The 25,218-nt window shown below is 67.0% G+C and carries 24 protein-coding genes; 16 read left to right on the top strand and 8 right to left on the bottom strand.

The window, feature by feature from the left end; translation table 11 throughout:
* The first annotated feature begins 20 nt into the window (after positions 1-20).
* From erpA to ASF80_RS00455, 4 genes are all read left to right on the top strand, one after another.
* The gene (gene erpA / locus ASF80_RS00440; RefSeq protein WP_056307018.1) at positions 21-386 is read left to right on the top strand and encodes an iron-sulfur cluster insertion protein ErpA; all 366 of its coding nucleotides are present in this window, start codon (positions 21-23) and stop codon (positions 384-386) included.
* A gap of 96 nt (positions 387-482) precedes the next feature.
* On the top strand, positions 483-1,385 hold the full coding sequence (gene coxB / locus ASF80_RS00445; protein WP_056307020.1) for a cytochrome c oxidase subunit II: 903 nt from the start codon (positions 483-485) through the stop codon (positions 1,383-1,385).
* A gap of 3 nt (positions 1,386-1,388) precedes the next feature.
* On the top strand, positions 1,389-3,122 hold the full coding sequence (ctaD, locus tag ASF80_RS00450) for a cytochrome c oxidase subunit I (protein WP_056307022.1): 1,734 nt from the start codon (positions 1,389-1,391) through the stop codon (positions 3,120-3,122).
* A gap of 3 nt (positions 3,123-3,125) precedes the next feature.
* On the top strand, positions 3,126-3,560 hold the full coding sequence (locus ASF80_RS00455) for a cytochrome c oxidase subunit 4 (protein WP_056307024.1): 435 nt from the start codon (positions 3,126-3,128) through the stop codon (positions 3,558-3,560).
* A gap of 93 nt (positions 3,561-3,653) precedes the next feature.
* Here ASF80_RS00455 and ASF80_RS00460 read toward each other — a convergent pair whose 3' ends face one another.
* From ASF80_RS00460 to ASF80_RS00490, 7 genes are all read right to left on the bottom strand, one after another.
* Positions 3,654-4,073, bottom strand: a complete 420-nt coding sequence (locus ASF80_RS00460; protein ID WP_056307026.1) for a rhodanese-like domain-containing protein — start codon at positions 4,071-4,073, stop codon at positions 3,654-3,656.
* 86 nt (positions 4,074-4,159) lie between these two features.
* Positions 4,160-4,663 carry a GNAT family N-acetyltransferase gene (locus tag ASF80_RS00465; RefSeq protein ID WP_056307027.1) on the bottom strand — a complete coding sequence of 168 codons (504 nt, stop codon included), beginning with the start codon at positions 4,661-4,663 and terminating at the stop codon, positions 4,160-4,162.
* Positions 4,660-5,073 carry a RidA family protein gene (locus ASF80_RS00470; protein WP_056307030.1) on the bottom strand — a complete coding sequence of 138 codons (414 nt, stop codon included), beginning with the start codon at positions 5,071-5,073 and terminating at the stop codon, positions 4,660-4,662. Before ASF80_RS00470 ends, ASF80_RS00465 begins: the two co-directional genes overlap by 4 nt.
* A 95-nt stretch (positions 5,074-5,168) precedes the next feature.
* Positions 5,169-6,986, bottom strand: a complete 1,818-nt coding sequence (locus tag ASF80_RS00475; RefSeq protein ID WP_056307032.1) for a cytochrome b — start codon at positions 6,984-6,986, stop codon at positions 5,169-5,171.
* Complete coding sequence (locus ASF80_RS00480) at positions 6,983-8,059, bottom strand: ubiquinol-cytochrome c reductase iron-sulfur subunit (RefSeq protein WP_056307035.1); 1,077 nt, start codon at positions 8,057-8,059, stop codon at positions 6,983-6,985. The genes ASF80_RS00475 and ASF80_RS00480 overlap by 4 nt, the downstream gene beginning before the upstream one ends.
* Positions 8,060-8,095: 36 nt before the next feature.
* Complete coding sequence (locus ASF80_RS00485) at positions 8,096-8,899, bottom strand: c-type cytochrome (RefSeq protein ID WP_056307037.1); 804 nt, start codon at positions 8,897-8,899, stop codon at positions 8,096-8,098.
* A gap of 20 nt (positions 8,900-8,919) precedes the next feature.
* Positions 8,920-9,573, bottom strand: a complete 654-nt coding sequence (locus tag ASF80_RS00490) for a heme-copper oxidase subunit III (protein ID WP_082478282.1) — start codon at positions 9,571-9,573, stop codon at positions 8,920-8,922.
* Positions 9,574-9,765: 192 nt separating this feature from the next.
* On the opposite strand from ASF80_RS00490, the gene trpD reads away from it, so the two are divergent.
* Complete coding sequence (trpD, locus tag ASF80_RS00495; protein WP_056307039.1) at positions 9,766-10,830, top strand: anthranilate phosphoribosyltransferase; 1,065 nt, start codon at positions 9,766-9,768, stop codon at positions 10,828-10,830.
* A 9-nt stretch (positions 10,831-10,839) separates the two neighbouring features.
* Positions 10,840-11,826, top strand: coding sequence for a PHP domain-containing protein (locus tag ASF80_RS00500; protein ID WP_056307041.1), 987 nt, complete (start codon positions 10,840-10,842; stop codon positions 11,824-11,826).
* Between the two features lies 1 nt (position 11,827).
* Here the strand turns inward: ASF80_RS00500 and ASF80_RS00505 are convergent, their stop codons facing one another.
* Positions 11,828-12,763, bottom strand: coding sequence for a 5'-3' exonuclease (locus ASF80_RS00505; RefSeq protein ID WP_056307043.1), 936 nt, complete (start codon positions 12,761-12,763; stop codon positions 11,828-11,830).
* A 204-nt stretch (positions 12,764-12,967) separates the two neighbouring features.
* On the opposite strand from ASF80_RS00505, the gene rpsA reads away from it, so the two are divergent.
* The 10 genes from rpsA (at position 12,968) to uvrB (ending at position 25,217) form a co-directional block, all read left to right on the top strand.
* Positions 12,968-14,422: a 30S ribosomal protein S1 gene (gene rpsA / locus ASF80_RS00510; RefSeq protein ID WP_056307045.1), complete on the top strand. Its 1,455-nt coding sequence runs from the start codon at positions 12,968-12,970 to the stop codon at positions 14,420-14,422.
* Between the two features lie 144 nt (positions 14,423-14,566).
* Positions 14,567-15,421, top strand: coding sequence for an ABC transporter ATP-binding protein (locus tag ASF80_RS00515; protein WP_056307047.1), 855 nt, complete (start codon positions 14,567-14,569; stop codon positions 15,419-15,421).
* On the top strand, positions 15,418-16,464 hold the full coding sequence (locus ASF80_RS00520) for an aliphatic sulfonate ABC transporter substrate-binding protein (protein ID WP_056307049.1): 1,047 nt from the start codon (positions 15,418-15,420) through the stop codon (positions 16,462-16,464). The genes ASF80_RS00515 and ASF80_RS00520 overlap by 4 nt, the downstream gene beginning before the upstream one ends.
* Positions 16,461-17,321 carry an ABC transporter permease gene (locus ASF80_RS00525; RefSeq protein WP_056307051.1) on the top strand — a complete coding sequence of 287 codons (861 nt, stop codon included), beginning with the start codon at positions 16,461-16,463 and terminating at the stop codon, positions 17,319-17,321. Before ASF80_RS00520 ends, ASF80_RS00525 begins: the two co-directional genes overlap by 4 nt.
* A 2-nt stretch (positions 17,322-17,323) precedes the next feature.
* Positions 17,324-19,324, top strand: coding sequence for an acetate--CoA ligase (gene acs / locus ASF80_RS00530; protein ID WP_235559841.1), 2,001 nt, complete (start codon positions 17,324-17,326; stop codon positions 19,322-19,324).
* The gene (locus ASF80_RS00535; protein ID WP_056307055.1) at positions 19,321-20,625 is read left to right on the top strand and encodes an O-acetylhomoserine aminocarboxypropyltransferase/cysteine synthase family protein; all 1,305 of its coding nucleotides are present in this window, start codon (positions 19,321-19,323) and stop codon (positions 20,623-20,625) included. Before acs ends, ASF80_RS00535 begins: the two co-directional genes overlap by 4 nt.
* Positions 20,626-20,636: 11 nt before the next feature.
* Positions 20,637-21,206 (top strand): CoA-binding protein, encoded by a 570-nt coding sequence (locus ASF80_RS00540; RefSeq protein ID WP_056311575.1) that lies wholly within the window; start codon positions 20,637-20,639, stop codon positions 21,204-21,206.
* Positions 21,207-21,237: 31 nt separating this feature from the next.
* Positions 21,238-21,837: a dephospho-CoA kinase gene (coaE, locus tag ASF80_RS00545; protein WP_056307057.1), complete on the top strand. Its 600-nt coding sequence runs from the start codon at positions 21,238-21,240 to the stop codon at positions 21,835-21,837.
* The gene (locus tag ASF80_RS00550; RefSeq protein WP_056307059.1) at positions 21,834-23,048 is read left to right on the top strand and encodes an MFS transporter; all 1,215 of its coding nucleotides are present in this window, start codon (positions 21,834-21,836) and stop codon (positions 23,046-23,048) included. The genes coaE and ASF80_RS00550 overlap by 4 nt, the downstream gene beginning before the upstream one ends.
* Before the next feature lie 96 nt (positions 23,049-23,144).
* Positions 23,145-25,217, top strand: a complete 2,073-nt coding sequence (gene uvrB, locus ASF80_RS00555; protein WP_056307061.1) for an excinuclease ABC subunit UvrB — start codon at positions 23,145-23,147, stop codon at positions 25,215-25,217.
* Position 25,218: the final 1 nt, after the last annotated feature.

Consider the following 25,218-nt stretch of genomic DNA (forward strand, 5'->3'; position numbering starts at 1 on the left):
GGCCCGTCACAAGGAGCGACATGAGCGACACCACACTGACTGCAGCAGAGACCACCCAGGCACACGGCGTGAAGCTGACCGACGCCGCGGCCACGAAGGTCAAGAACCTCCTCGAGCAGGAAGGCCGTGACGACCTGCGTCTGCGCGTCGCCGTCCAGCCCGGTGGATGCTCGGGCCTGATCTACCAGCTCTACTTCGACGAGCGCTACCTCGAGGGCGACGAGACCGTCGACTTCGACGGCGTAGAGGTCATCATCGACAACATGAGCGTCCCGTATCTCGACGGCGCATCCATCGACTTCAAGGACACGATCTCGGAGCAGGGCTTCACGATCGACAACCCCAACGCCGCGGGCAGCTGCGCCTGTGGAGACAGCTTCCACTGATCCGAACCCCTCCGCCAACCTGCGTGGTTGGCATGAATCAGGTGTGAGGTTGCCCTAGACTTGGGTGTGCCCTGTCCGCAATCTGAAAGGTGCATCGTGCCCTCGAAACGCCGCCTTCGTTGGGCCGCTCTTCCTCTGGGAGTAGTGGCAGCCGTGGCCCTGGCGGGATGTACTGCCACTGAGCTGAACGGTTACCTCCCGGGCTTCGTGGAGGGTGAGCCTGCGGCCACCAACCAGACCGAGCGCGTGTCCTCGCTCTGGGTGAACTCCTGGATCGTCCTCCTCGCCGTCGGCGTGATCACCTGGGGCCTGATGGCCTGGGCCGCGATCGCATACCGTCGCCGCAAGGGACAGACCGGCCTGCCGGTGCAGATGCGCTACAACATGCCGATCGAGATCTTCTACACGATCGTGCCGCTCATCCTGGTGCTGGGAATGTTCTTCTTCACCGCTCGCGACCAGAGCGCGATCGAGGCGAAGTGGGATGACCCCGACGTCGAGATCACCGCGATCGCCAAGCAGTGGGCGTGGGACTTCCAGTACGACGGCGAAGAAGAGGACAACTCCGACGCCGTCTGGACCATGGGCATCCAGGCTCAGCCCGACGCCGCCGGCAACATCGACCAGGCGCAGCTTCCGACCCTGGTGCTGCCGGTGGACCAGAAGGTCACCATCAACCTGCAGTCGCGCGATGTCATCCACTCGTTCTGGATCATCGACTTCCTCTACAAGAAGGACATGTACATCGGGAAGGACAATTCCTGGTCCTTCATCCCGACGCGCGTCGGCGAGTACGCCGGCAAGTGCGCCGAGCTGTGTGGTGAGTACCACTCGATGATGCTGTTCAACGTCAAGGTCGTCGAACAGGACGAGTACGACGCCTACCTCCAGTCGCTCGAGGAGGAAGGCAACACCGGCGACATCACGGATGCGTACGACCGTCTGTCGAACTTCCCGGGCACCACCGCAACGACCGACTCCGAGGAAGGAGAGGAGTAAGCCATGTCGACAACTGAAGCCCCCCGCACCGACGAGGCCCCCCGCTCCCGACCCACGACTCTGCCCGCACGCCAGGCCGCTCTCATGAGCTCCTCGCGCGTCGAGCAGAAGGGCAACATCGTCGTCAAGTGGATCACCTCCACCGACCACAAGACGATCGGGTACATGTACCTCATCGCCTCGGTGCTGTTCTTCCTCCTCGGTGGCGTGATGGCCCTCGTCATCCGTGCAGAGCTGTTCGCGCCCGGGATGCAGATCATCCCGACGAAGGAGCAGTACAACCAGCTCTTCACGATGCACGGCACGATCATGCTGCTGATGTTCGCGACGCCGCTCTTCGCCGGCTTCGCGAACGCGATCCTGCCGCTGCAGCTCGGAGCGCCCGACGTCGCGTTCCCGCGTCTGAACGCCTTCGCGTTCTGGCTCTTCCTCTTCGGTTCCACGATCGCCGTGGCCGGCTTCCTCACGCCTCAGGGCGCCGCGTCGTTCGGATGGTTCGCCTATCAGCCCCTCGCGAGCGCCTCGTTCTCGCCGGGTGTGGGCGGAAACCTGTGGATGGTCGGCCTCGGCATCTCGGGCTTCGGAACCATTCTCGGAGCGGTGAACTTCATCACCACGGTGATCACGATGCGTGCCCCCGGTATGACGATGTGGCGTATGCCGATCTTCTCGTGGAACACGCTCATCACGAGCCTCCTGATCCTGATGGCCTTCCCGGTGCTCGCAGCTGCGATCTTCGCCGCGGCAGCAGACCGCATCCTCGGCGCGCACATCTACGACCCGGCCAACGGCGGCGTCCTGCTCTGGCAGCACCTGTTCTGGTTCTTCGGTCACCCCGAGGTCTACATCATCGCCCTGCCGTTCTTCGGCATCGTGTCGGAGATCTTCCCGGTGTTCAGCCGCAAGCCGATCTTCGGATACAAGACCCTGGTCTACGCGACGATCGCCATCGCGGCGCTCTCGGTCGCGGTGTGGGCCCACCACATGTACGTCACGGGTTCCGTGCTCCTGCCGTTCTTCGCCCTGATGACCATGCTCATCGCGGTGCCGACGGGTGTGAAGATCTTCAACTGGATCGGAACGCTCTGGCGAGGATCCGTGACGTTCGAGACGCCGATGGTGTTCGCACTCGGCTTCCTCGTGTCGTTCGTCTTCGGTGGTCTGACCGGCGTCATCCTCGCGGCTCCGCCGCTGGACTTCGCGCTGTCCGACTCCTACTTCGTGGTCGCTCACTTCCACTACGTGGTCTTCGGCACGGTCGTGTTCGCGATGTTCGCCGGCTTCTACTTCTGGTGGCCGAAGTGGACCGGACGCATGCTCAACGAGCGCCTCGGCTACGTGCACTTCTGGATGCTGTTCATCGGCTTCCACATGACGTTCCTCATCCAGCACTGGCTGGGCGTCGACGGCATGGTCCGTCGCTACGCGGACTACTCGGCGGCAGACGGTTGGACCTGGCAGAACCAGGTGTCGACGATCGGTGCGATCATCCTCGGTGCGTCGATGCTGCCGTTCTTCCTGAACGTCTGGATCACGGCGCGCAAGGCACCCAAGGTCACGGTCAACGACCCGTGGGGCTACGGTGCGTCGCTCGAGTGGGCGACGTCGTGCCCGCCGCCGCGTCACAACTTCACGTCGATCCCGCGCATCCGCAGCGAGCGTCCTGCATTCGACCTGAACCACCCCGAGGCGGCGGAGTTCACGCCTGCCGCCCCCGGCGAGCGAGAGGGCCACTGAGCCATGCGCGACAACGTCATTCTCTGGTGGATCCTGACCGCGTTCTTCGCACTGGTCGGCGTCGTCTACACCGGCTGGCACATCCTGGCGACTCCGTCGGAGAACTTCGCCGAGCGGATCGAATGGGTCGGCACCGTGGCGCTGTTCTTCGCAGCCTTCATGGGCGCGCTGATCGCGTTCTACCTCGATCGCACGCACAAGGCGCAGAACGGTGAGCTGCCGGAAGACATCCTGACCAGCGACATCGACGACGGTGACCCCGAGCTCGGCGAGTTCAGCCCGTGGTCCTGGTGGCCGCTGGTTCTGGCCGCGTCTGCTGCGGTGTTCGTGGTCGGACTCGCGGTCGGTCACTTCCTGCTCCCGATCGGCCTCGCGATCTTCGTGGTCGCGATCGTCGGCTGGGTGTACGAGTACTACCGCGGCAACTTCGCCCGCTGAGCGTCATGAAGAAGGCCCCTGGGATCCGTCCCAGGGGCCTTCTTCGTCGTATCCCGCGCACGCCGTCCCGCAGGTCGTGGGCCCGGGCGAGGTCTAGGCGTTCGTGCGCACCCGCGCCACACCGGTGAGCGGATCGACCGGGCGGTGGTGCACGCCGTCCGCGTCCTCCACCGGATAGCCCTCGCGAACCCAGTACTCGAAGCCACCGATCATCTCGCGCACGTCGTACCCGAGTGCGGCGAACTCCCTGGCGCCCTTCGCGCCGGCATTGCAGCCAGGGCTCCAGCAGTAGACGACGACCGCGGCATCGGCGGGGACCTCGGCCGGAGCTCGGGTCGCGATCTCGCTGTAGTGCATGTGGACGGCTCCCGAGACGTGTCCCTGGGCCCAGGCCTCGTCGGCGCGGACGTCGATGACGACGACGTCCTCGCCGGCCTTCAGCGCGGCGTGGACGTCGCTGGCGTCGGTCTCGTAGGCGAGTTTGGCGGCATAGTACTCAGCGCGATCGATCATGATCCGAGCCTAGGGAGACGTCGTGCGGTGCGCCCTCATCATCCTGACGAGGGCGCACCGGATTCCGCCAAAATCGAAGCGGCCGTTCAGAGCTCCACGGTCATCTGCACACGCCGCCCGTAGCGGTCGAGCGAGAGCGAGGCCTCCGTGTCGACGAGGCCGCGCTGGAACGGGGTCTCCGGGATGCTCTCGAGGAATCCGCACGAGGCGTAGAACGGAGCGTTCCACGGGATCTCGGCATAGGTCCGCAGCGACATCCGCGTGTAGCCGCGTTCGCGGGCCTCGTCCAGCGCGGCGTCGACGAGGCGGCGTCCGTAGCCCTGGCGACCGGAAGAGGGGAGAACGGAGAGCTGCTCGAGGTGTGCGTGACCGTCGGCGTCGAGTACATGGACGAAGCCGATGGGGGAGGAGTCCTCGGGGTCCTCGACCACCAGGACGAACCCGGGCGCTCCGAGCCTCTCGGCGCCATCGCCGGCAGGCGGCCATTCGGGTGCCCCCAGGCTGTCGATCAGAAGTGCATCGGCATGTGCCTCGATGGCCTGCAGGACTTCGGCATCCTCAGAGACGCCCGGACGGATCACGCCGTTCATCGTGTCTCCTCCGCGACTGCTGCGACCGCTTCTATCTCGACCAGCTGGTGATCGTAGCCGAGCACCGTGACGCCCAGGAGAGTGCTGGGCACGTCATGGTCGCCGAAGGCCGCGTGTACGACGTCCCAGGCTGCGACAAGATCCCTCTGAGACGACGAGGCCACCAGGACGCGTGTACTGATGACGTCGGTGAGAGACGCGCCGCTCGCGCGCAATGCCTCGCGCAGCGTCTCGACGCAGCGGGCAGCCTGTGCGGCGTAGTCGCCGGGTGCGGTCGTGCTGCCGTCATCTTCGAGCGGGCACGCGCCGGCGAGGAAGAGCAGCCGGGATCCGGATGGTGCTGTGGCCGCGTACGCATAGGGCGCTGCGGCGAGGTCGGCGGAACGGATGAGTTGGACTGCTGAGCTCATGTCACGATCCTTCCACGCCCAGATGAGAGGCTCCCGGATACGACGAAGGCCCTGTCCTGAACGGACAGGGCCTTCGCCGTGGGGGAGCGGCGGTCTTACTCGCCATCCTCCGACTTCTTCTTACGAGGCTTCTTCACCGGCTCGGTCGAGATGACCGTGCTGGGGGTGTTCGGCGTCTCGTCGATGTGGGTCTCGTCGCTCACTGTCAGGGGCGCGTCAGGGAAGCCTGCGCGCTCGTGAGCGCCCTGGATCTCGGCAGCCTCGGTCTCGTCGTTGTGAGCCTCGACGTGGTGCTGATGAGCGTCCGCGGCCTCGACCTCGGCCTGCGTGAGCGGGGCGAGACGATCCTCGAAGAACCAGCGCGACACGGAGGAGCGCAGGTTCTCGGTCCACGAGATGCGTCCCTTCGCGTTCGGGCGGACGACCAGCGGCTCGTAGCCGTCGACGTCGATGAGCTTCCAGCGGTCGTACTTGTCGACCGGCTGGTGCACCTCGATGAACTCGCCGCCGGGGAGGCGGACGATGCGGCCCGACTCGAAGCCGTGCAGGACGATCTCGCGATCCTTCTTCTGCAGCGCGAGTGCGATGCGCTTCGCCACGAAGTACCCGAGCACCGGTCCGACGAACAGCAGCGCCTGGAGCGTGTGGATCACGCCCTCCATCGTCAGCATGAAGTGCGTCGCGATGAGGTCCGAGGAAGCCGCAGCCCACAGCACCGCGTAGAAGACGACGCCGGCCACGCCGATGGCGGTGCGGGTCGCCGCGTTGCGCGGACGCTGAGCGATGTGGTGCTCGCGCTTGTCGCCCGTGATCCACGCCTCGAGGAAGGGGTAGATCGCGACGAGCACGATGAACAGCCCGAGCACGATGACCGGAAGCAGGATGCCGAACGACCACGTGTGGTTGAGGAACACGACGTCGAGGTTCGACGGGGCCAGTCGCAGCGCGCCGTCCGCGAATCCGATATACCAGTCAGGCTGGGTACCGGCGGAGACGGGGGACGGGTCGTAGGGGCCGTAGTTCCAGATCGGGTTGATCTGGAAGAACGTCGCGATCAGCACGATCGTGCCGAAGACGATGAACAGGTAGCCGCCCATCTTCGACATGTAGACCGGCATCATCGGGTAGCCCACGACGTTGTCGTTCGTGCGGCCGGGGCCGGCGAACTGCGTGTGCTTGTTGACGATCATCAGCATCAGGTGCACGACGATCAGACCGATGACGAGCAGCGGCAGCAGCAGGATGTGCAGCGTGTAGAGGCGGCCGACGATGTCGGTGCCGGGGAACTCGCCGCCGAAGAGCAGGAACGAGATCCAGGTGCCGACCAGCGGGAAGCCCTTGATCATGCCGTCGATGATGCGGAGGCCGTTGCCCGACAGCAGGTCGTCAGGAAGCGAGTATCCGGTGAAGCCCTCGGCCATCGCGAGGATGAACAGCACGAAGCCGATCACCCAGTTGAGCTCGCGGGGCTTGCGGAACGCACCGGTGAAGAAGACGCGCAGCATGTGCACGCCGATTCCGGCGACGAACACGAGCGCGGCCCAGTGGTGGATCTGGCGCACCAGGAGACCACCGCGGAGGTCGAACGAGATGTGCAGCGACGACTCGAGGGCCGCCGACATCTCGATACCGCGCATCGGGGCGTACGCACCGGTGTAATGGGTCTCGACCATCGACGCCTGGAAGAAGAACGTCAGGAAGGTTCCGGAGAGGAACACCACCACGAAGCTCCACAACGCGATCTCGCCGAGCATGAACGACCAGTGGTCGGGGAAGATCTTGCGTCCGAGCTCCTTGACGAAGCCGGAGATGCTGGTGCGCTCATCGATGTAGTTCGACGCGGCGCCGACGAATCGGCCGCCGAGAGGCGCCTTGTTGTCCTTGTCCTCTTTGGACAGCGTTGCGGTGCTCAATGGCGCTCCCAGAAGCTCGGGCCGACGGGCTCGGTGAAGTCACTGCGTGCGACGAGGTAGCCCTCGTCGTCGACGGTGATGGGCAGCTGCGGCAGCGGGCGTGCGGCCGGGCCGAAGATGACCTTGGCGTGATCCGTGACGTCGAACTGCGACTGGTGGCAGGGGCACAGGAGGTGATGCGTCTGCTGCTCGTAGAGAGCGACAGGGCAACCGACGTGCGTGCAGACCTTGGAGTACGCGACGATGCCGTCGTACGACCAGTCCTTGCGGTCCTCGGCTTCGGTGAGCTGCTCGGGGCGCAGGCGCATCATCAGCACGATGGCCTTGGCCTTCTCCTCGAGGTAGCCGTCGTGGTGGCTGAGGTCGGCGAGGTCCTCGGGGATCACGTGGAACGCGGATCCGAGGGTGACGTCTGCGGCGCGGATGGGGGTGCCGTCGGGGTCGCGCACGAGACGCTGGCCCTTCTCCCACATCGTGTGCTTCAGCAGTGCGACCGGGTCGCCCGCTGTGGGGTCGTCAGGGGTGCTGTGCGGAGCGAGGCCGCGGAACAGGGTCACGCCGGGAATGATCGAAGCCACGATCGCTGCGAACAGCGAGTTGCGGATCATGGTGCGGCGGCCGAAGCCGGACTCCTCGTTGGCGGTCTCGAACGCCTCGATGACCGCTTCGCGCGTCGACTCCGTGCCACGGGTGGGGTGGCGGTACTCGATGTGCTCCTTGTCGCTCATGAGCGCCTTGGACCAGTGGATCGCCCCGATGCCGATCGAGAGGAGCGCGAGTGCGATGCCCAGACCGATGAAGAGGTTGTTCTGACGGATGTCGATGAGCGCGCCGCTCTCGATGGGGAAGAGCATGTAGGCGGCGACCGCCCAGATGCTTCCTGCCAGCGAGAGGTAGAACAGGGTGTAGACCGTGCGCTCCGCAGCCTTCTCAGCGCGCGGGTCCTTGTCGGTCATCCGCTCGCGGTGCGGCGGAAGCCCGGGGTTCTGCACGGGATCGCTGACTGCGACACCCAGCCCCGGAGAGGGCTGGTAGGCCCTGTCAAGAGCCTGCGAGTCGTCGTCGTGTGCCATGGTGCTCCTCGTACGTTCCTCTTCGATGAATAAGCGTCAGTTGGACTTCGCCGTGATCCACACGGTGATGGCGACGAGCGCGCCGATGCCGAAGATCCAGACGAACAGGCCCTCGGAGACGGGACCCAGCGAACCGAGCGAGAATCCGCCGATCTGCACGGACTGCTGCTGGTAGAGCAGAGCCGAGATGATGTCGCGCTTGTCTTCGTCCGACAGGTTCATGTCGCCGAAGACGGGCATGTTCTGGGGACCGGTGACCATGGCCGCGTACATGTGCAGCGCGCTGGTCTCGGTCAGAGCCGGGGCGTACTTGCCCTCGGTGAGTGCACCACCGGCTGCTGCCACGTTGTGGCACATGGCGCAGTTGACGCGGAACAGCTCGGCGCCGTTCGCGACATCGCCGCCTCCGTCGAGGACATGCTCGTCGGGGAAGGTCGGGCCGGGAGCGGACTCCTGGACGAACGACGAGATCGCAAGGATCTGGTCCTCCGTGAACTGCGGCGTCTTCTGCGGGGCCTGCGGTCCCTGCATCTGCAGGGGCATGCGTCCGGTGGACAGCTGGAACTCGGTCGCGAGCTCACCGACGCCGTAGAGGCTCGGGCCGTTCGCGGTTCCCTGCAGGTCGAGACCGTGGCAGGTGGCGCAGTTCGCGGTGAACAGCTTCTCGCCGTCTTCGACGGTCAGCGTGCTGGCAGCGGTGGTCTGCGTGTCGGTCGCAGCGAAGGCTGCGGATGTTCCGGCGTACACGGCGCCGGTGATCATGAGGCCTGCTCCGATGAGTGCCACCGCAGCCAGGGGACTGCGACGGCCGTTCGAACGGCGCTTCTTCTCTCGTGCCATCTCGGGGATCAGCTCCGCTCTTATTTCAGGAAGTAGATAACGACGAACAGCACGATCCAGACGACGTCGACGAAGTGCCAGTAGTAGGACACCACGATCGAGGACGTCGCCTCCTTGTGCCGGAAATTCTTGACGGCGTATGCGCGGCCGATGACGAGGAGGAACGCGATGAGACCGCCGGTGACGTGCAGGGCGTGGAAGCCGGTCGTCAGGTAGAACGCGGATGCGTAGGAGTCGGCGTTGATCGGCATGCCCTCAGCGACGAGCTGTGCGTACTCCCACACCTGACCGGACACGAAGATCGCGCCGAGTGCGAAGGTGAGGAAGAACCACTCGACCATGCCCCAGCCGAAGAGGCGACGGCGGCCGGCGAGGTTCTTCTGCCCCTTGGCGATGCGGTACGGCTGCAGGTCCTCTGCCGCGAACACGCCCATCTGGCACGTGAAGGAGGAGAACACCAGGATCGCCGTGTTGACGAACGCGAACGGGACGTTCAGCAGTTCGGTGCGGTCGGCCCAGAGCTCCGGTGAGGTGCTGCGGAGAGTGAAGTAGATCGCGAAGAGTCCCGCGAAGAACATCACCTCACTGCCGAGCCACACAATGGTGCCGACAGCTACCGGGTTGGGGCGCTTGATCGTTCTTGCCGCCGGGGCATACGTCGCTGAGGTCGTCACCCTTCCATTATGGCCGATCCTCGGGCGTGATTCTCGCACCGGAGGGCCCCGATTCGCTGTCGTGCGACTTAGGCAACCCTAAGAAAACGCTGCGAATCCTCGGTGAATCCGCGGGAAACGGGGGGTGCCGCGGGCGAGAGTCGCCGTGCGGAAGAGTCTGCACGTTTTCCCGGCGCCGATAGGATCGCACACATGGCTGATTCCCTGACCTGGTCCGACGTGCTCACCACTCTTCTGGAGCGCCGCGACCTCAGCGTCTGGGAGTCCACCTGGGCCATGCGCCAGATCATGCGCGGCGACGTGACCGAGGCGCAGCTCGCAGGCTTCCTCGTGGCATTGCGAGCCAAGGGAGAGACGATCGATGAGATCGTCGGGTTCCGCGACGCTATCCTCGAGGCGGCCGTTCCGCTTCCTGTGTCGCCGAACGTCCTCGACATCGTCGGCACCGGCGGCGACCGGGTCGGCACGGTCAATGTCTCGACGACCGCAGCGGTCATCATCGGCGCCACCGGCGTGCCCGTCGTGAAGCACGGCAACCGAGCAGCGAGCTCTGCCTCCGGATCATCGGATGTACTGAGCGCTCTCGGACTCGAACTCACCCTCGACCCGGCGGCGGTGTCATCGATCCTCGATCGCACCGGCATCACCTTCGCCTGGGCCGGCGCTTTCCACCCGGGCTTCAAGCACGCGGGTGCGGTTCGCGCAGAGCTCGGGGTGCCGACGGTGTTCAACATGCTCGGCCCGCTCTGCAACCCCGCCCGAGCCGAGGCCAACGCCGTCGGCGTGGCGCAGCTCGAGCGCGTCCCGCTCATCACCGGTGTGTTCCGCACCCGCGGCGCGACCGCGCTGGTGTTCCGCGGTGACGACGGCCTGGACGAGCTGACCACCACGGGCCACAGTCGCATCTGGGAGGTCACCCGGGGCGACATCCACGAGCACGACCTCGATCCGCGCGACCTCGGCATTCCCGTCGCCGACCTCGCCGATCTGATCGGCGGAACTCCCGACCACAATGCGGAGATCCTGCGCAGGACGCTCGACGGCGAGAAGGGCGCGGTGCGCGACATCGTGCTGCTGAACGCCGCGGCAGGGATCGTCGCGTTCGAGCTGTCGCAGGATGCCGCGCAGGTCCAGCGTCCGATCCTGGAGCGCCTGCGCGAGGGATACGAGCGAGCGGCGACCGCGGTGGACGACGGCCGGGCCATCGCGAAGCTGGACGAGTGGATCAGCGTGAGCCGAGAGCTCGCCTCCGCCTAGGGAAGACATATGGACCCCGTCGCCGCACTGCTCGAGATCGCGTCTCTGCTGGAGCGCGAACGGGCTTCGCGCTATCGGGCGAAGGCGTTCCGCCAGGCGGCGGCGACTCTGCAGCAGCTGCCCGAGGACGTCCGTGAGGACCCCACCCGGCTGCGAGCCGCCAAGGGCATAGGGGAGTCGACCTTCGGCGTCATCCGGCAGGCGCAGGCCGGAGAGGTCCCGGACTATCTCGTCGAGCTGCGTGGAGATGTCGAGCCCGAGAAGGTGTCGCAACTGCGCGCCAGGCTCCGTGGCGACCTGCACGCGCACACGGAGTGGTCCGACGGCACGACCCCCATCCCCGTCATGGCTGCGGCCGCGCGGGCGCTCGGGCACGAGTATCAGGCGATCACCGATCATTCGCCGCGCCTCCGGGTGGCCCGTGGGCTCTCCGCCGAGAGGCTCCGCGAACAGATCCCCCTCGTGCGGGCGGAGTCGGGAGACGGGTTCACCCTGCTCGCGGGTATCGAGGTCGACATCCTCGAGGACGGCGCCCTCGACCAGGAGGACTCGCTGCTCGGCGAGCTCGACATCGTCGTCGCATCCGTCCATTCGAAGCTGCGCATGGACGCGAGGCCGATGACGGCACGGATGATCGCTGCCGTGTCGCACCCTCGAGTCAACGTGCTCGGTCATTGCACCGGCCGCCTCGTGCAGGGGGAACGCGGCACGAGGCCGGAGTCGCAGTTCGATGCCCGCGCCGTCTTCTCGGCCTGCGCCGAGAACGGCGTCGCGGTCGAGATCAACTCCCGGCCCGAGCGTCAGGACCCGCCTGACGAGCTGATCGCGATCGCCCTCGACGCTGGGTGCCTCTTCTCGATCGACTCCGATGCGCACGCGCCGGGTCAGCTCTCGCTGCTCGACCACGGCGCAGAGCGCGCAGAACGGGCCGGAGTGCCCGCCTCCCGCATCATCACGACCTGGGGGCTCGATCGACTGCTCGCCTGGGCGAACTGACTCAGCCCTCTACGGTCGCCACCGCCGCGACGGCGCGGGCCATCGAGGATCCGAGGTTCCACTTCTCCGCGAGCGCCGTCGCGGCATCCGCCTCGGCCGGGTCGAGCGGCCGCAGCGCCTCGGCCGGCGCCACGATGTCAAGATCGGGTGCCACGGCGACGACCGTCGGGGCGACGTCCAGGTACGCGGTCGCGGCGAGGATCTTCGCCCGGACTCCAGCGCTCATCCCCTCTCCGGCTTCTGCTGCCGCGCGGATCCCGACGAGATCCCCATGGGACTGCAGCAGGGTCGCGGCGGTCTTCTCTCCGACGCCTGCGACGCCCGGCAGTCCGTCGGATGCGTCGCCCCGCATGGTGGCGAAGTCGGCATACTGCCCGGGGAGCACACCGTATTTGGCCACGACCACGGCATCCGTCACGATCTCGAGGTTGCTCATGCCGCGTGCCGTATAGATGACGCGGACGTCCCTCGCGTCGTCGACGAGCTGGAACAGGTCGCGGTCGCCCGTGACGATGTCGACGGGCATCGTCGCGTGCGTGGCGAGAGTGCCGATGACGTCGTCCGCCTCGTGCTCGGCGACACCGATGATGGGGATGCCGAGAAGGCCGAGAGTCTCACGGATCAGCGGGATCTGGGCCTCGAGCGGGTCGGGCACCTCTTCGACGTCGGGACCCGCAGCCACCACCTCGACGACTCGGTGCGACTTGTAGCTCGGGATCAGATCCACCCTCCACTGCGGCCGCCAGTCGTCATCCCAGCAGGCGACCACGTGCGTCGGCTCGTAGAGGGTGATGAGCTTCGCGATGATGTCGAGCAGGCCGCGAGCCGCGTTGATCGGGGAGCCGTCCGGCGCAGTCACCTTGTCGGGAACGCCGTAGAAGGCGCGGAAGTAGAGACTGGCGGTGTCGAGCAGAAGAAGCTTGTCGGCGCGGGGCATGCCGACAGTCTGTCAGCGTGCGGGCCGCGCGTGGTATTGCATCCTTCACGCAGCCTCGAGATCTGATAGCCTTGATTGTCACTCGTGGCGTGCATATGCGTGCCCGGGGGACAGAAACCAAATCAATCGCTGCAGAGCTCGTGATCGGCCGTGCGCGGCCGGAGCCTTCAGCCCGAGTCTCCATTCACAAGGACAACCCACTACATGACTACCGCAACGACCGCCCCGGCCACCAAGCAGGTCGCCATCAACGACATCGGATCTGCTGAGGACTTCCTGGCCGCGGTCGAGAAGACCCTGAAGTTCTTCAACGACGGCGACATCATCGAAGGAACGATCGTCAAGATCGACCGCGATGAGGTCCTGCTCGATGTCGGATACAAGACCGAGGGTGTCATCCCCTCGCGCGAGCTCTCGATCAAGCACGACGTCGACCCCAACGAGGTCGTCAAGGTCGGCGACGAGGTCGAGGCCCTGGTTCTCCAGAAGGAGGACAAGGAAGGCCGTCTGATCCTCTCCAAGAAGCGTGCTCAGTACGAGCGTGCCTGGGGAGACGTCGAGAAGATCAAGGAGAACGACGGAGTCGTCACCGGTACGGTCATCGAGGTCGTCAAGGGTGGACTCATCGTCGACATCGGCCTCCGTGGCTTCCTCCCGGCTTCGCTCATCGAGCTGCGCCGCGTCCGCGACCTCACGCCGTACCTCGGCCAGGAGATCGAGGCCAAGATCCTCGAGCTCGACAAGAACCGCAACAACGTCGTGCTCAGCCGCCGCGCGCTGCTCGAGCAGACGCAGTCGGAGTCGCGCACCACGTTCCTGAACAACCTGCACAAGGGTCAGGTCCGCAAGGGTGTCGTGTCGTCGATCGTCAACTTCGGTGCGTTCGTCGACCTGGGCGGCGTGGACGGCCTCGTGCACGTCTCCGAGCTGTCCTGGAAGCACATCGAGCACGCCTCCGAGGTCGTCGAGGTGGGCCAGGAGGTCACCGTCGAGATCCTCGAGGTCGACCTCGACCGCGAGCGCGTCTCCCTGTCGCTGAAGGCGACGCAGGAGGACCCGTGGCAGGTCTTCGCCCGTACCCACGCGATCGGTCAGGTCACGCCGGGTAAGGTCACCAAGCTCGTTCCGTTCGGTGCGTTCGTGCGCGTCGCAGACGGCATCGAGGGCCTCGTCCACATCTCCGAGCTCTCCAGCAAGCACGTCGAGCTGGCCGAGCAGGTCGTGTCGGTCGGCGAAGAGGTCTTCGTCAAGGTCATCGACATCGACCTCGAGCGTCGCCGCATCTCGCTCTCGCTGAAGCAGGCGAACGAGGCTGTCGACGTCAACGGCACCGAGTTCGACCCGGCGCTCTACGGCATGCTCGCCGAGTACGACGAGGCCGGCGAGTACAAGTACCCGGAGGGCTTCGACCCCGAGACCGGTGCGTGGAAGGACGGCTTCGACACCCAGCGCGAGGCATGGGAGAAGGAGTACGCTGCAGCCCAGGCTCGCTGGGAGGCTCACAAGGCTCAGGTTGCCAAGGCAGCCGAGGCCGAGGCGGCCGCTGGCGACGACTTCGGTGGCCAGGTCTTCTCGAGCGAGGCCGCAGGCGCGGGCACGCTCGCTGACGACGAGGCTCTCGCGGCTCTCCGCGAGAAGCTGTCGGGCGGCAACGCTTAAGCATCACGCTCTGGAACGGGCCGTCATCCTTCGGGATGGCGGCCCGTTCCGCGTATCCACCCGTGTTCCGGAGGCGCGGAGGCTACGTGACCGAACATTACGTCCGCATTCGTCACATTTCAGCGGGTTGGACAGCATGGGGGTATGACCTCTCTGCTCTCCGCGCCGTCCACGGCACGCGGCCCGGCGATCGCCGGCACCGCCCAGCCCGTGCGCCTGCACGGGGTGGAGAGGAGCTTCCCCGTCGCTCGCGGTCGGCGTGACGTCCTCCGCGGGGTCGACGTCGAGGTCGCAGCCGGTGAGATCGTCGCGATCGTCGGACCCTCCGGATGCGGCAAGTCCACTCTCCTGCGTCTGGTCGGTGGATTGGATGCGCCGACGAGCGGCAGCATCCTGCTCGATGACTCCGGGGTCGCCGACGTCGACGAGCGCACCGCGATCGCCTTCCAGGAGCCCCGACTCCTGCCGTGGCGGACCATCGCGCAGAACGTCGAGCTGGGACTTCCTCGCGGCACCGCGCGACGCGAAGGCCGCGAACGCGTGCGCGAGCTGCTCGAACTCGTCGGTCTCGAGCAGGCGGCAGACCAGCGTCCGCGTGAGGTGTCGGGCGGAATGGCGCAGCGCGCCTCGCTCGCCCGCGCGCTCGCCCGCAACCCCGGGGTCCTCCTCCTGGACGAGCCCTTCGGCGCGCTCGACGCCCTCACGCGACTGCGGATGCACGATCTCCTCCTGAAGATCCACGCCGCAGAGCCCACCACCGTCCTCCTGGTCACCCATGACGTCGAAGAGGCCCTCTACCTGGCCGACCGCGTGCTGCTGCTGCGCACGCTGGTCGGCGACGCCGAGACGGACGCGCCCTCCATCGCGCGCACGATCACGGTCCCCGGCATCCGCCCCCGCGACCGCGCCGATCGCGGCCTCGCGGACCTTCGCGCCGAGCTCCTCGAAGGACTCGGCGTCGACACCCACCACAGCACCGCCACCGAGGAGACCCGATGAGCACCATCACCCGCCGAATCATCCCCGCGATCGCCATCGCCGGGACGATGATGCTCGTCGCGTCCGGCTGCGTCGCCGGAGAGAACGCCACAGCCTCCGACACGTCGAAGGACGATGCCGCCGCGACCGACGAATGGTCGTCCGACACGCTGTCGATCGACTTCGCCACCTACAACCCGCTGAGCCTCGTGATCCGTGACCAGGGAATCCTCGAGGACATCCTGGGCGACGACGTCGACGTCGAGTGGGTGCAGTCCGCCGGCTCCAACAAGGCGAACGAGCTGCTGCGCTCCGGGTCGATCGACGTGGGATCGACGGCCGGCTCCGCCGCGCTCCTCGCCCGTGCGAACGGCTCGCCCATTCAGGTCATCGACATCTTCTCGCAGCCCGAGTGGTCGGCGATCGTCGTCGGCCCCGACAGTGACATCACCTCGGTCGAGGACCTCGCGGGCAAATCCGTCGCCGCGACCAAGGGCACGGACCCTTACTTCTTCCTGCTGCAATCCCTCGAGGAAGCCGGCCTCTCGGTCGACGACGTCGAGGTGCAGAACCTCCAGCACGCTGACGGACGCGCAGCGCTCGACGGCGGCTCGGTCGACGCCTGGGCGGGCCTCGACCCGATCATGGCCGCGGCCGAGGTGGAGTCGGGCGACCAGCTCATCTACCGCAACGTCGACTTCAACACCTACGGATTCCTGAACGCCACCGAGGACTTCATCGAGAACCACGCGGACCTCGCGCAGGCGGTCGTCGACGCCTACGAGCAGGCGCGCGAGTGGGCCCTCGAGAACCCCGACGAGACGGCCGCGCTGCTGGCCGAGGTCGCGGGCATCGACATCGAGGTCGCGAAGACCGTCATCACCGAGCGCTCGAACCTCGACGTGAGCGGCATCCCGGGAGACGACCAGGTCGCGGTGCTCGAGAAGATCGCTCCTGTGCTCGTCGACTCCGGTGATGTCCAGGGCGGCAAGGACTCGGTCGACAAGGCGCTGGACTCGATCGTCAACGCCACCTTCGCAGAGAAGGCGGTCGGGGGCGAGTGAGCCTTCCCGACCAGCGCGTGGTGGTACCCGCGGACGCACGGGAGGCGCTCGACGCCGCTCGCGGCGTCCGCCGGCACGCCGAGGTGGGCGCGCGGCATGCCTGGGACCGTCCGGTGGTGCGCGTCATCGGCGGATTCCTGCTGCCCGCCCTCATCATCATCGCCTGGCAGGTCGTGACGACCACCGGACTCGTCGCTCCCTACCTCCTCCCGTCCCCGGCGTCCGTCTTCGCCGCCGGCGTTGAACTGGCCGAGCGGGGTCTGCTCTGGACACACATCGCGATCTCGGTGCAGCGTGTGCTGCTCGGCTTCGCGATCGGATCCGTGATCGGACTCGCGATCGCGGGGATCGTCGGGCTCTCGAGGATCGGCGACGTGCTGCTCAGTCCCACGCTCTCGGCGGTCCGTGCGGTCCCGTCTCTGGCCTGGGTGCCGCTCCTGATCCTCTGGATGCAGATCGGGGAGGAGTCCAAGGTCACGCTGATCGCCATCGGTGCGTTCTTCCCGGTCTACACGACCGTCGCGTCGGCGCTCCGACACGTCGATCCCCAGCTCGTCGAGGCAGGACGCTCCTTCAGTCTCCGCGGCTGGTCGCTGTTCCGCACCGTGCAGTTGCCCGCCGTCGTGCCGTCTGTGGTCGCAGGCCTCCGGCTCGCACTCGCGCAGGCCTGGCTGTTCCTCGTCGCCGCCGAGCTGATCGCCTCGTCGATGGGACTCGGGTTCCTGCTCACGGACTCGCAGAACAGCGGACGCGTCGACAGGATCATCCTGTCGATCGTCCTGCTCGCGCTTCTGGGCACGATCACCAACGCCCTTCTCGTGCTGGTCGAGAAGTATCTGCTCCGACGGTGGGTGTGAGAGTGACGGAAGCACGTCTGCACGAGACCCGCACATACCCGGCGCCCGACGGCTTCGCCGCGACGGCGAACGTGACCGCCGAGGCGTACGCGCGGGCGGCATTGGATCCGACCCTCTTCTGGGAGCAGGCTGCCGAGCGGCTCGACTGGGCCGAGTCCTGGCACACGGCTCACGAATGGGATCCGCCCGCGGGCGATGCCGTTCCCGCCGCACGCTGGTTCGTCGGCGGACGGCTCAACGTCGCCTACAACTGCGTCGACCGCCACGTCGAGGCCGGCCGCGGTGACAAGGTCGCGCTGCACTTCGAGGGCGAGCCGGGCGACCGCATCGCCGTGACGTACTCCGACCTTCAGGACAGGGTGTCGCGCGCGGCCAACGCGCTCATCGCACTCGGCATCCGACCGGGCGACCGTGTCGTCATCTACCTCCCGGTGCTGATCGAGACGGTCGTGATCACCCTCGCCTGCGCGCGCGTCGGAGCCGTGCACTCACTGGTGTTCGGCGGGTTCTCCGCCGAGGCGGTGCGGTTCCGGCTCGCCGACACAGGAGCCAAGCTGCTGGTGACGAGCGACGGACAGTTCCGCCGGGGCAGCGCCACCGAGGTCAAATCGACGGCCGACATCGCGGCCGAGGGCCTGCCCGACCTCGAGCACGTCCTCGTGCTCCGGCGCACCGGGCAGGATGTCCCCTGGACCGAGGGACGCGACGTCTGGTGGCACGACGTCGTCGACACCGCCTCGTCCCGGCATGAGCCCCAGGCGTTCGATGCCGAGCATCCGCTCTTCATCATCTACACGTCGGGCACCACGGGGAAGCCGAAGGGGCTCGTCCACACATCCGGCGGGTACCTCACGCAGGCGAGTTGGGCGCACTGGGCGCATTTCGACGCGAAACCCGACGACGTGCACTGGTGCACGGCGGATCTCGCCTGGGTGACCGCCCACACGTACGAGATCTACGGTCCTCTCTCGAACGGCCTGACGCAGGTCATCTACGAGGGGACGCCGGACACACCGAACCGCGAGCGGCACCTCGAGATCATCGAGCGCTACGGCGTGACCGTGTACTACACAGCGCCCACGCTCGTCCGCACGTTCATGACCTGGTTCGGCGCAGAGCTGCCGCAGGGGCACGACCTGTCGACTCTGCGTCTGCTCGGGACGGTCGGGGAGGCGATCAACCCGGAAGCCTGGATCTGGTTCCGCCGCAACTTCGGTCGCGACGAGCTCCCGGTGGTCGACACCTGGTGGCAGTCCGAGACCGGGGCGGCGATGATCGCGCCGCTGCCGGGAGTGACGACACTCAAGCCCGGTTCCGCATCCGTGCCGCTGCCCGGTATCGACGCGACCGTGGTCGACACGAACGGCGATGAGGTCGCGCCAGGAAGATCCGGAACGCTCGTGGTGCGGCGTCCGTGGCCGGGGATGGCGCGGACCGTGTGGGGCAACCCGCAGCGATACCGTGATGCGTACTGGTCGGCCTACGCCGGTCACGGCGAGCACGGTGGATACTACGTCGCCGGTGATGGGGCGACGCGCGATGCCGACGGCTACATCTGGATCCTCGGCCGCCTCGACGACGTCGTGAACGTGTCCGGCCACAGGCTCTCGACGATCGAGATCGAGTCGGCGCTCGTGGCGCACGACACGGTGGGGGAGGCAGGCACCGCAGGCGTCGCCGACCCCGTCACCGGGCAGGCCGTCATCGCGTTCGTCACCGCGTCAGGACGTGCAGAGGTCTCGACCTCGCAGCTGCGAGCACAGGTGGCCACGGCGATCGGACCCGTCGCCAAGCCGAAGCACATCGTCGTGGTCCCGGATCTGCCCAAGACCCGCTCCGGCAAGATCATGCGACGACTGCTCGCACAGCTGTGGGAGGCCGAGCAGGACCGGCGCGCAGGGCGCGCACCCGCCCCGCTCGGGGACACGACATCTCTGCAGAACCCGTGGGCCGTCGACGACATCGCCGCCGTGCTCGAGACCACCGAACTGAGGACGCAATGACGGAAGAACACCGCTTCGGGTTTCGCACGAGGGCTCTCCATGCCGGAGGTACACCGGATGCCGCGACGGGTGCCCGCGCCGTGCCGATCTACCAGACGACATCGTTCGTGTTCGAGGATGCGACGGATGCCGGCAACCTCTTCGCGCTGCAGAAGTACGGCAACATCTACTCGCGCATCGGCAACCCCACCGTCGCCGCGCTCGAGGAACGACTGGCATCGCTCGAGGGCGGGATCGGCGCCGTCGCGACCGCATCGGGCATGAGCGCCGAGTTCATCACGTTCGCCGCGCTCGTCGGAGCGGGCGACCACGTCGTCGCCTCGGCGCAGCTCTACGGCGGCACCGTGACCCAGCTGGACGTGACGCTGCGCCGTTTCGGCGTCGCGACCACGTTCGTCGCCTCCACGGATCCGGCCGACTACGCGGCGGCGATCCGGCCCGAGACCAAGGTCGTCTACGTCGAGATGATCGGCAACCCGTCGGGTGAGATCGCCGACATCGAAGGCCTCGCGGAGGTCGCACATGCCGCCGGTGTGCCGCTCGTCGTCGACGCGACACTGGCCACTCCGTACCTCGCGCGGCCGCTCGAGCACGGCGCCGACATCGTCATCCATTCGGTGACGAAGTTCCTCGGCGGTCACGGGACGACGCTCGGAGGCGTCGTGATCGAGAAGGGCACGTTCGACTGGGGCAACGGGCGCTTCCCGCAGATGACGGAGCCCGTCGAGTCGTACGGAGGGATCAAGTGGTGGGACAACTTCGGCGAGTACGGGTTCCTCACCAAGCTCCGCACCGAGCAGCTGCGCGACATCGGGCCGGCGCTGAGCCCGCAGTCCGCCTTCAACCTCTTGCAGGGCGTCGAGACGCTTCCGCAACGCATCGACGCACATCTCGCCAACGCACGCATCGTCGCGGACTGGCTGGCGTCCGACCCCCGCGTGGAATACGTGACCTGGGCCGGGCTCGAGGGCCATCCGCATCATGAGCGCGCCGCGAAGTACCTGCCGCTCGGGCCGGGGTCGGTGTTCGCGTTCGGAGTGAAGGCCGAAGACGGTCGCGCGGCGGGGGAGACACTGATCGAGAACCTGCAGCTGGCATCGCACCTCGCGAACATCGGTGACGCGCGCACGCTCGTCATCCACCCGGCATCCACCACCCATCGACAGCTCACGGAATCGCAGCTCGTGGCCGCCGGAGTGCGCCCCGACCTCATCCGGATCTCGGTCGGCCTCGAGGACGCGGACGACATCATCTGGGACCTGGACCAGGCACTCAGCACGGCGACGGGAGCGAACCGATGAGCGACACGAACATGGCGGGGGCAGACGCCTGTGCTCTCCCCGCGCCTCAGGATGCTGCAGCATGCGCGCTTCCCGGAGCGGCCCCGCTGCACCCTGAGCGCACATGGGAAGGGCCGAGCCAGCAGGAGCGCTTCGGCATCCTCCGACGTGCGAAGTCCGTCGCGATCGTCGGCGCATCGAACAACCCGGCCCGCGCGTCGTACTTCGTCGCCACCTATCTGCTCTCGAGCACCGCGTACGACGTCTACCTCGTGAATCCGCGTGAGTCGTCCATCCTCGGACAGCCCGTCTATGCGTCGCTCTCCGACCTCCCCGTCGTCCCCGACATCGTCGACGTGTTCCGTCGGCACGAGGATCTTCCCGGCGTCGCGCAGGAGGCGATCGACCTCGGCGCGCAGACGCTGTGGCTGCAGCTGGGGTCGTGGAACGAGGAGGCGGCCGCCCTCGCCGAGGACGCAGGGCTCGCCGTGGTGATGGATCGCTGCATCAAGATCGAGCACGCGCGGTTCCACGGCGGACTGCACCTCGCCGGGTTCGACACGGGCGTCATCAGCTCCCGGCGTCAGCTTCTCGGACGCTGAGCACGGCCGGGTCGAAGCCTAGACTGGCCGCATGGCTCTCATCGCGCTCACCGGCGGCATCGCCTCCGGGAAGTCGACCATCGCACGACGACTGGCGGAGAGGGGAGCAGTCGTCGTCGATGCCGATCAGATCGTCCGCGACGTGCAGGCACCGGGGACTCCGGTGCTCGCAGCCATCGCCGAGACGTTCGGGGCAGAGGTCATCGCCGCCGACGGCTCGCTCGATCGTGCCGCCCTCGGCGCGAAGGTCTTCGGGGATGCCGATCACCTGGCGCAGCTGAACGCGATCGTGCACCCTGCGGTCCGCGCCGAGTCCCAGCGCCGGTTCGACGAGGCGATGTCGGCTGACCCCGAGACGGTCGTCGTGTACGACGTGCCGCTCTTGGTCGAAGCGCGGGTCGACGATCCGTGGGACCTGATCGTCGTCGCGCACGCGCCCGTCGACGAGCGCAGGCGTCGGCTCGTGGAGATCCGCGGGATGGCGGAGCGTGCCGCGCAGGAGCGAATCGACGCGCAGGTCTCGGATGAGCGCCGCCTGGCGATCGCCGACGTGGTCATCGACACGTCCGGATCGCTGGAGCAGACGCTCGCACAGACGGATGATCTCTGGGAGCGGATCAGCACGTCGTGACCTTCACCGGTCACGCCCCCGGATCGCCCGTATACCGACGCCTGATCGTCGGTCTGTTCTTCGCGGGCATCGCGACCTTCGCGCAGCTCTATTCGCCCCAGGCCGTACTGCCGCAGCTGTCCACAGCTCTCGGGATCTCGCCGGCGAGCGCCGCGCTCAGCGTGTCGGCGGCGACGCTCGGGCTGGCGGCCGCCGTCATCCCCTGGTCGATGGTGGCCGACCGCATCGGGCGGGTGCAGGCGATGGCGATCGGCGTGCTCGCGGCGACGGTACTGGGGCTCCTGGCCCCGCTCAGCGCGGGGATGGAGATGCTCCTGACGCTGCGCCTGCTCGAGGGAGTCGCTCTCGGGGCTGTCCCTGCGGTCGCGCTCGCGTACCTGAGTGAAGAGGTCAGCCCGCGAAACGCCGCCGCCGCAGCGGGCAGCTACATCGCGGGAACGACGGTGGGTGGGCTCGTCGGCCGGATCGTGTCCGGCATCGTCGGCGAGCAGACGGGGTGGCGGGAGGGCATGTGGACGGTCGCGGGGCTGTGCGCGGTGGCGGCCGTGCTGTTCCTGTGGTTGACGCCGAAGGCGCAGGGATTCGTACCCGGACGATTCCGGGACGACGCCGGACCGGGGATGCTCGCTCGCCTGCTGGCGCCGCTGCGCTCGGGTCGTCAGCTCGCTTTGTACGCCCAGGGCTTCCTGCTCATGGGAGCATTCGTCGCCGTCTACAACTACCTCGGGTTCCACCTCGCCGAGCCGCCCTTCGCCCTGCCGGGCTGGGTGGTGACGTTGCTCTTCCTCGCCTACCTCGCCGGCACCGTATCGTCTCCGTGGGCAGGCTCTCTGGCCTCTCGCTTCGGGCGATACCCGGTCCTGCTGGGCGCGATCGCCGTGATGGCCGCGGGTGCGGCCGCGATGCTCGCTCAGACCACTCCGATCGTGCTGATCGGGCTGCTTCTCTTCACCGGAGGCTTCTTCGGTGCGCACGCCGTGGCTTCGGGGTGGGCGCCGGTGGCGGCGGGGCCCGACAGCAGAGCACAGGCATCCTCGCTGTACTACTTCGGCTACTACGCGGGATCGAGCCTGTTCGGCTGGGCGCTCGGCATCGTGTTCGGCCAGGTGGACTGGGTGTGGTTCATCGTCGCGGTCCTCGCCATGTGCGGCCTCGCTGCAGGCTCGGCAGTCGTGAAGCTGCGCGCATCGCCGGGCACCCGTTCCTCCTGAGCGAGGACCAGCCACCGGGGGCGGACTGAGCAGCTCTCCGTTCGCTGCTGACGGACGCGCGACCCCGGTGTCGGTGGCCCGGCATACGCTGGAGGTATGCAACCCACGCGCAGTGTCCGTCCTTTCGAGGTCATCAGCGAGTACGAGCCTGCCGGCGACCAGCCGAAGGCCATCGCCGAGCTGGCGTCCCGCATCAATGCCGGCGAGACCGACATCGTGCTGCTCGGTGCGACGGGTACCGGCAAGTCGGCCACGACTGCGTGGCTTGTCGAGCAGGTGCAGCGCCCGACGCTCGTGCTCGCGCACAACAAGACGCTCGCCGCTCAGCTCGCCAACGAGTTCCGCGAGCTGATGCCCAACAACGCGGTCGAGTACTTCGTCTCGTACTACGACTACTACCAGCCCGAGGCATACGTCCCGCAGACCGATACCTTCATCGAGAAGGACTCGTCGATCAACTCCGAGGTCGAGCGTCTGCGTCACTCGACCACGAACTCGCTGCTCAGCCGCCGCGACGTGATCGTCGTCTCCACCGTCTCCTGCATCTACGGTCTCGGTGCGCCTGAAGAGTACCTTCGCGCCATGGTCGCCCTCCAGGTGGGGGAGAGATACGACAGGGATGCGCTCATCCGCCAGTTCATCGCGATGCAGTACAACCGCAACGACGTCGACTTCTCGCGCGGCAACTTCCGCGTACGCGGCGACACGATCGAGATCATCCCTGTGTACGAGGAGCACGCGATCCGCATCGAGTTGTTCGGCGACGAGATCGAGGCGCTGTACTCCCTGCATCCGCTCACCGGCGAGGTCATCGAGAAGCTCGATGCGGTGCCGATCTTCCCCGCTTCGCACTATGTGGCGGGAACCGACGTGATCCAGCGCTCCATCGGCACGATCGAGCACGAGCTGGAAGAGCGGCTCAAGGAGTTCGAGCGTCAGGGCAAGCTGCTCGAGGCGCAGCGTCTGCGGATGCGCACCACGTTCGACCTCGAGATGCTGCAGCAGCTGGGCTTCTGCTCCGGGATCGAGAACTACTCCCGGCACATGGATGGCCGTCAGCCCGGCGAGCCGCCGCACACGCTGCTCGACTTCTTCCCCGACGACTTCATGCTCGTGATCGACGAGTCCCACGTCACGGTGCCGCAGATCGGTGCCATGTACGAAGGCGATGCCTCGCGCAAGCGCACCCTCGTGGAGCACGGATTCCGTCTGCCGAGCGCGATGGACAACCGCCCGCTGCGTTGGGACGAGTTCAAGAACCGCATCGGTCAGACGGTGTACCTGTCTGCGACCCCCGGCAAGTACGAGATGGGCATCGCCGACGGTGTGGTCGAGCAGATCATCCGTCCGACCGGCCTCGTCGATCCGCACATCATCGTGAAGCCGTCCAAGGGGCAGATCGACGATCTCCTCGAAGAGATCCGGGTTCGCGTGGGTCGTGATGAGCGCGTGCTCGTCACGACGCTCACGAAGAAGATGTCCGAAGAGCTCACCGACTTCCTCGGAGAGCACGGTGTGCGGGTGCGCTACCTCCACTCCGATGTCGACACGCTCCGTCGTGTCGAGCTGCTCAGCGAGCTGCGGGCCGGCGTCTACGACGTGCTCGTCGGCATCAACCTGCTCCGCGAAGGCCTCGACCTGCCCGAGGTGTCGCTGGTCGCGATCCTCGATGCCGACAAAGAGGGCTTCCTGCGCTCCGGCACGTCGCTGATCCAGACGATCGGCCGCGCGGCGCGAAACGTGTCGGGTGAAGTGCACATGTATGCCGACAAGATCACCGACTCGATGGCCAAGGCCATCGAGGAGACCGACCGTCGTCGTGAGAAGCAGGTGGCATACAACCTCGAGCACGGCATCGACCCCCAGCCGCTGCGCAAGCGGATCGCCGACATCACCGAGGTTCTCGCTCGAGAGGGCGCGGACACCGCCGAGATGATGTCATGGCGCGGGCGTGCGACCGGCAAGGGCAAGTCGCCGACACCGAACCTGCGTCGTACGGGAATCGCTGCCGAGGGCGCTCAGCAGCTCGAAGCCGTCATCCAGGACCTGTCCGACCAGATGCTCGCGGCTGCGGCCGAGCTCAAGTTCGAGCTCGCCGGGCGGCTGCGCGACGAGGTGCAGGACATGAAGAAGGAGCTGCGTGCCATGGAGAAGGCCGGGCACGCCTGAG

This window comes from Microbacterium sp. Leaf159 (assembly GCF_001423615.1).
Classification (GTDB): domain Bacteria; phylum Actinomycetota; class Actinomycetes; order Actinomycetales; family Microbacteriaceae; genus Microbacterium.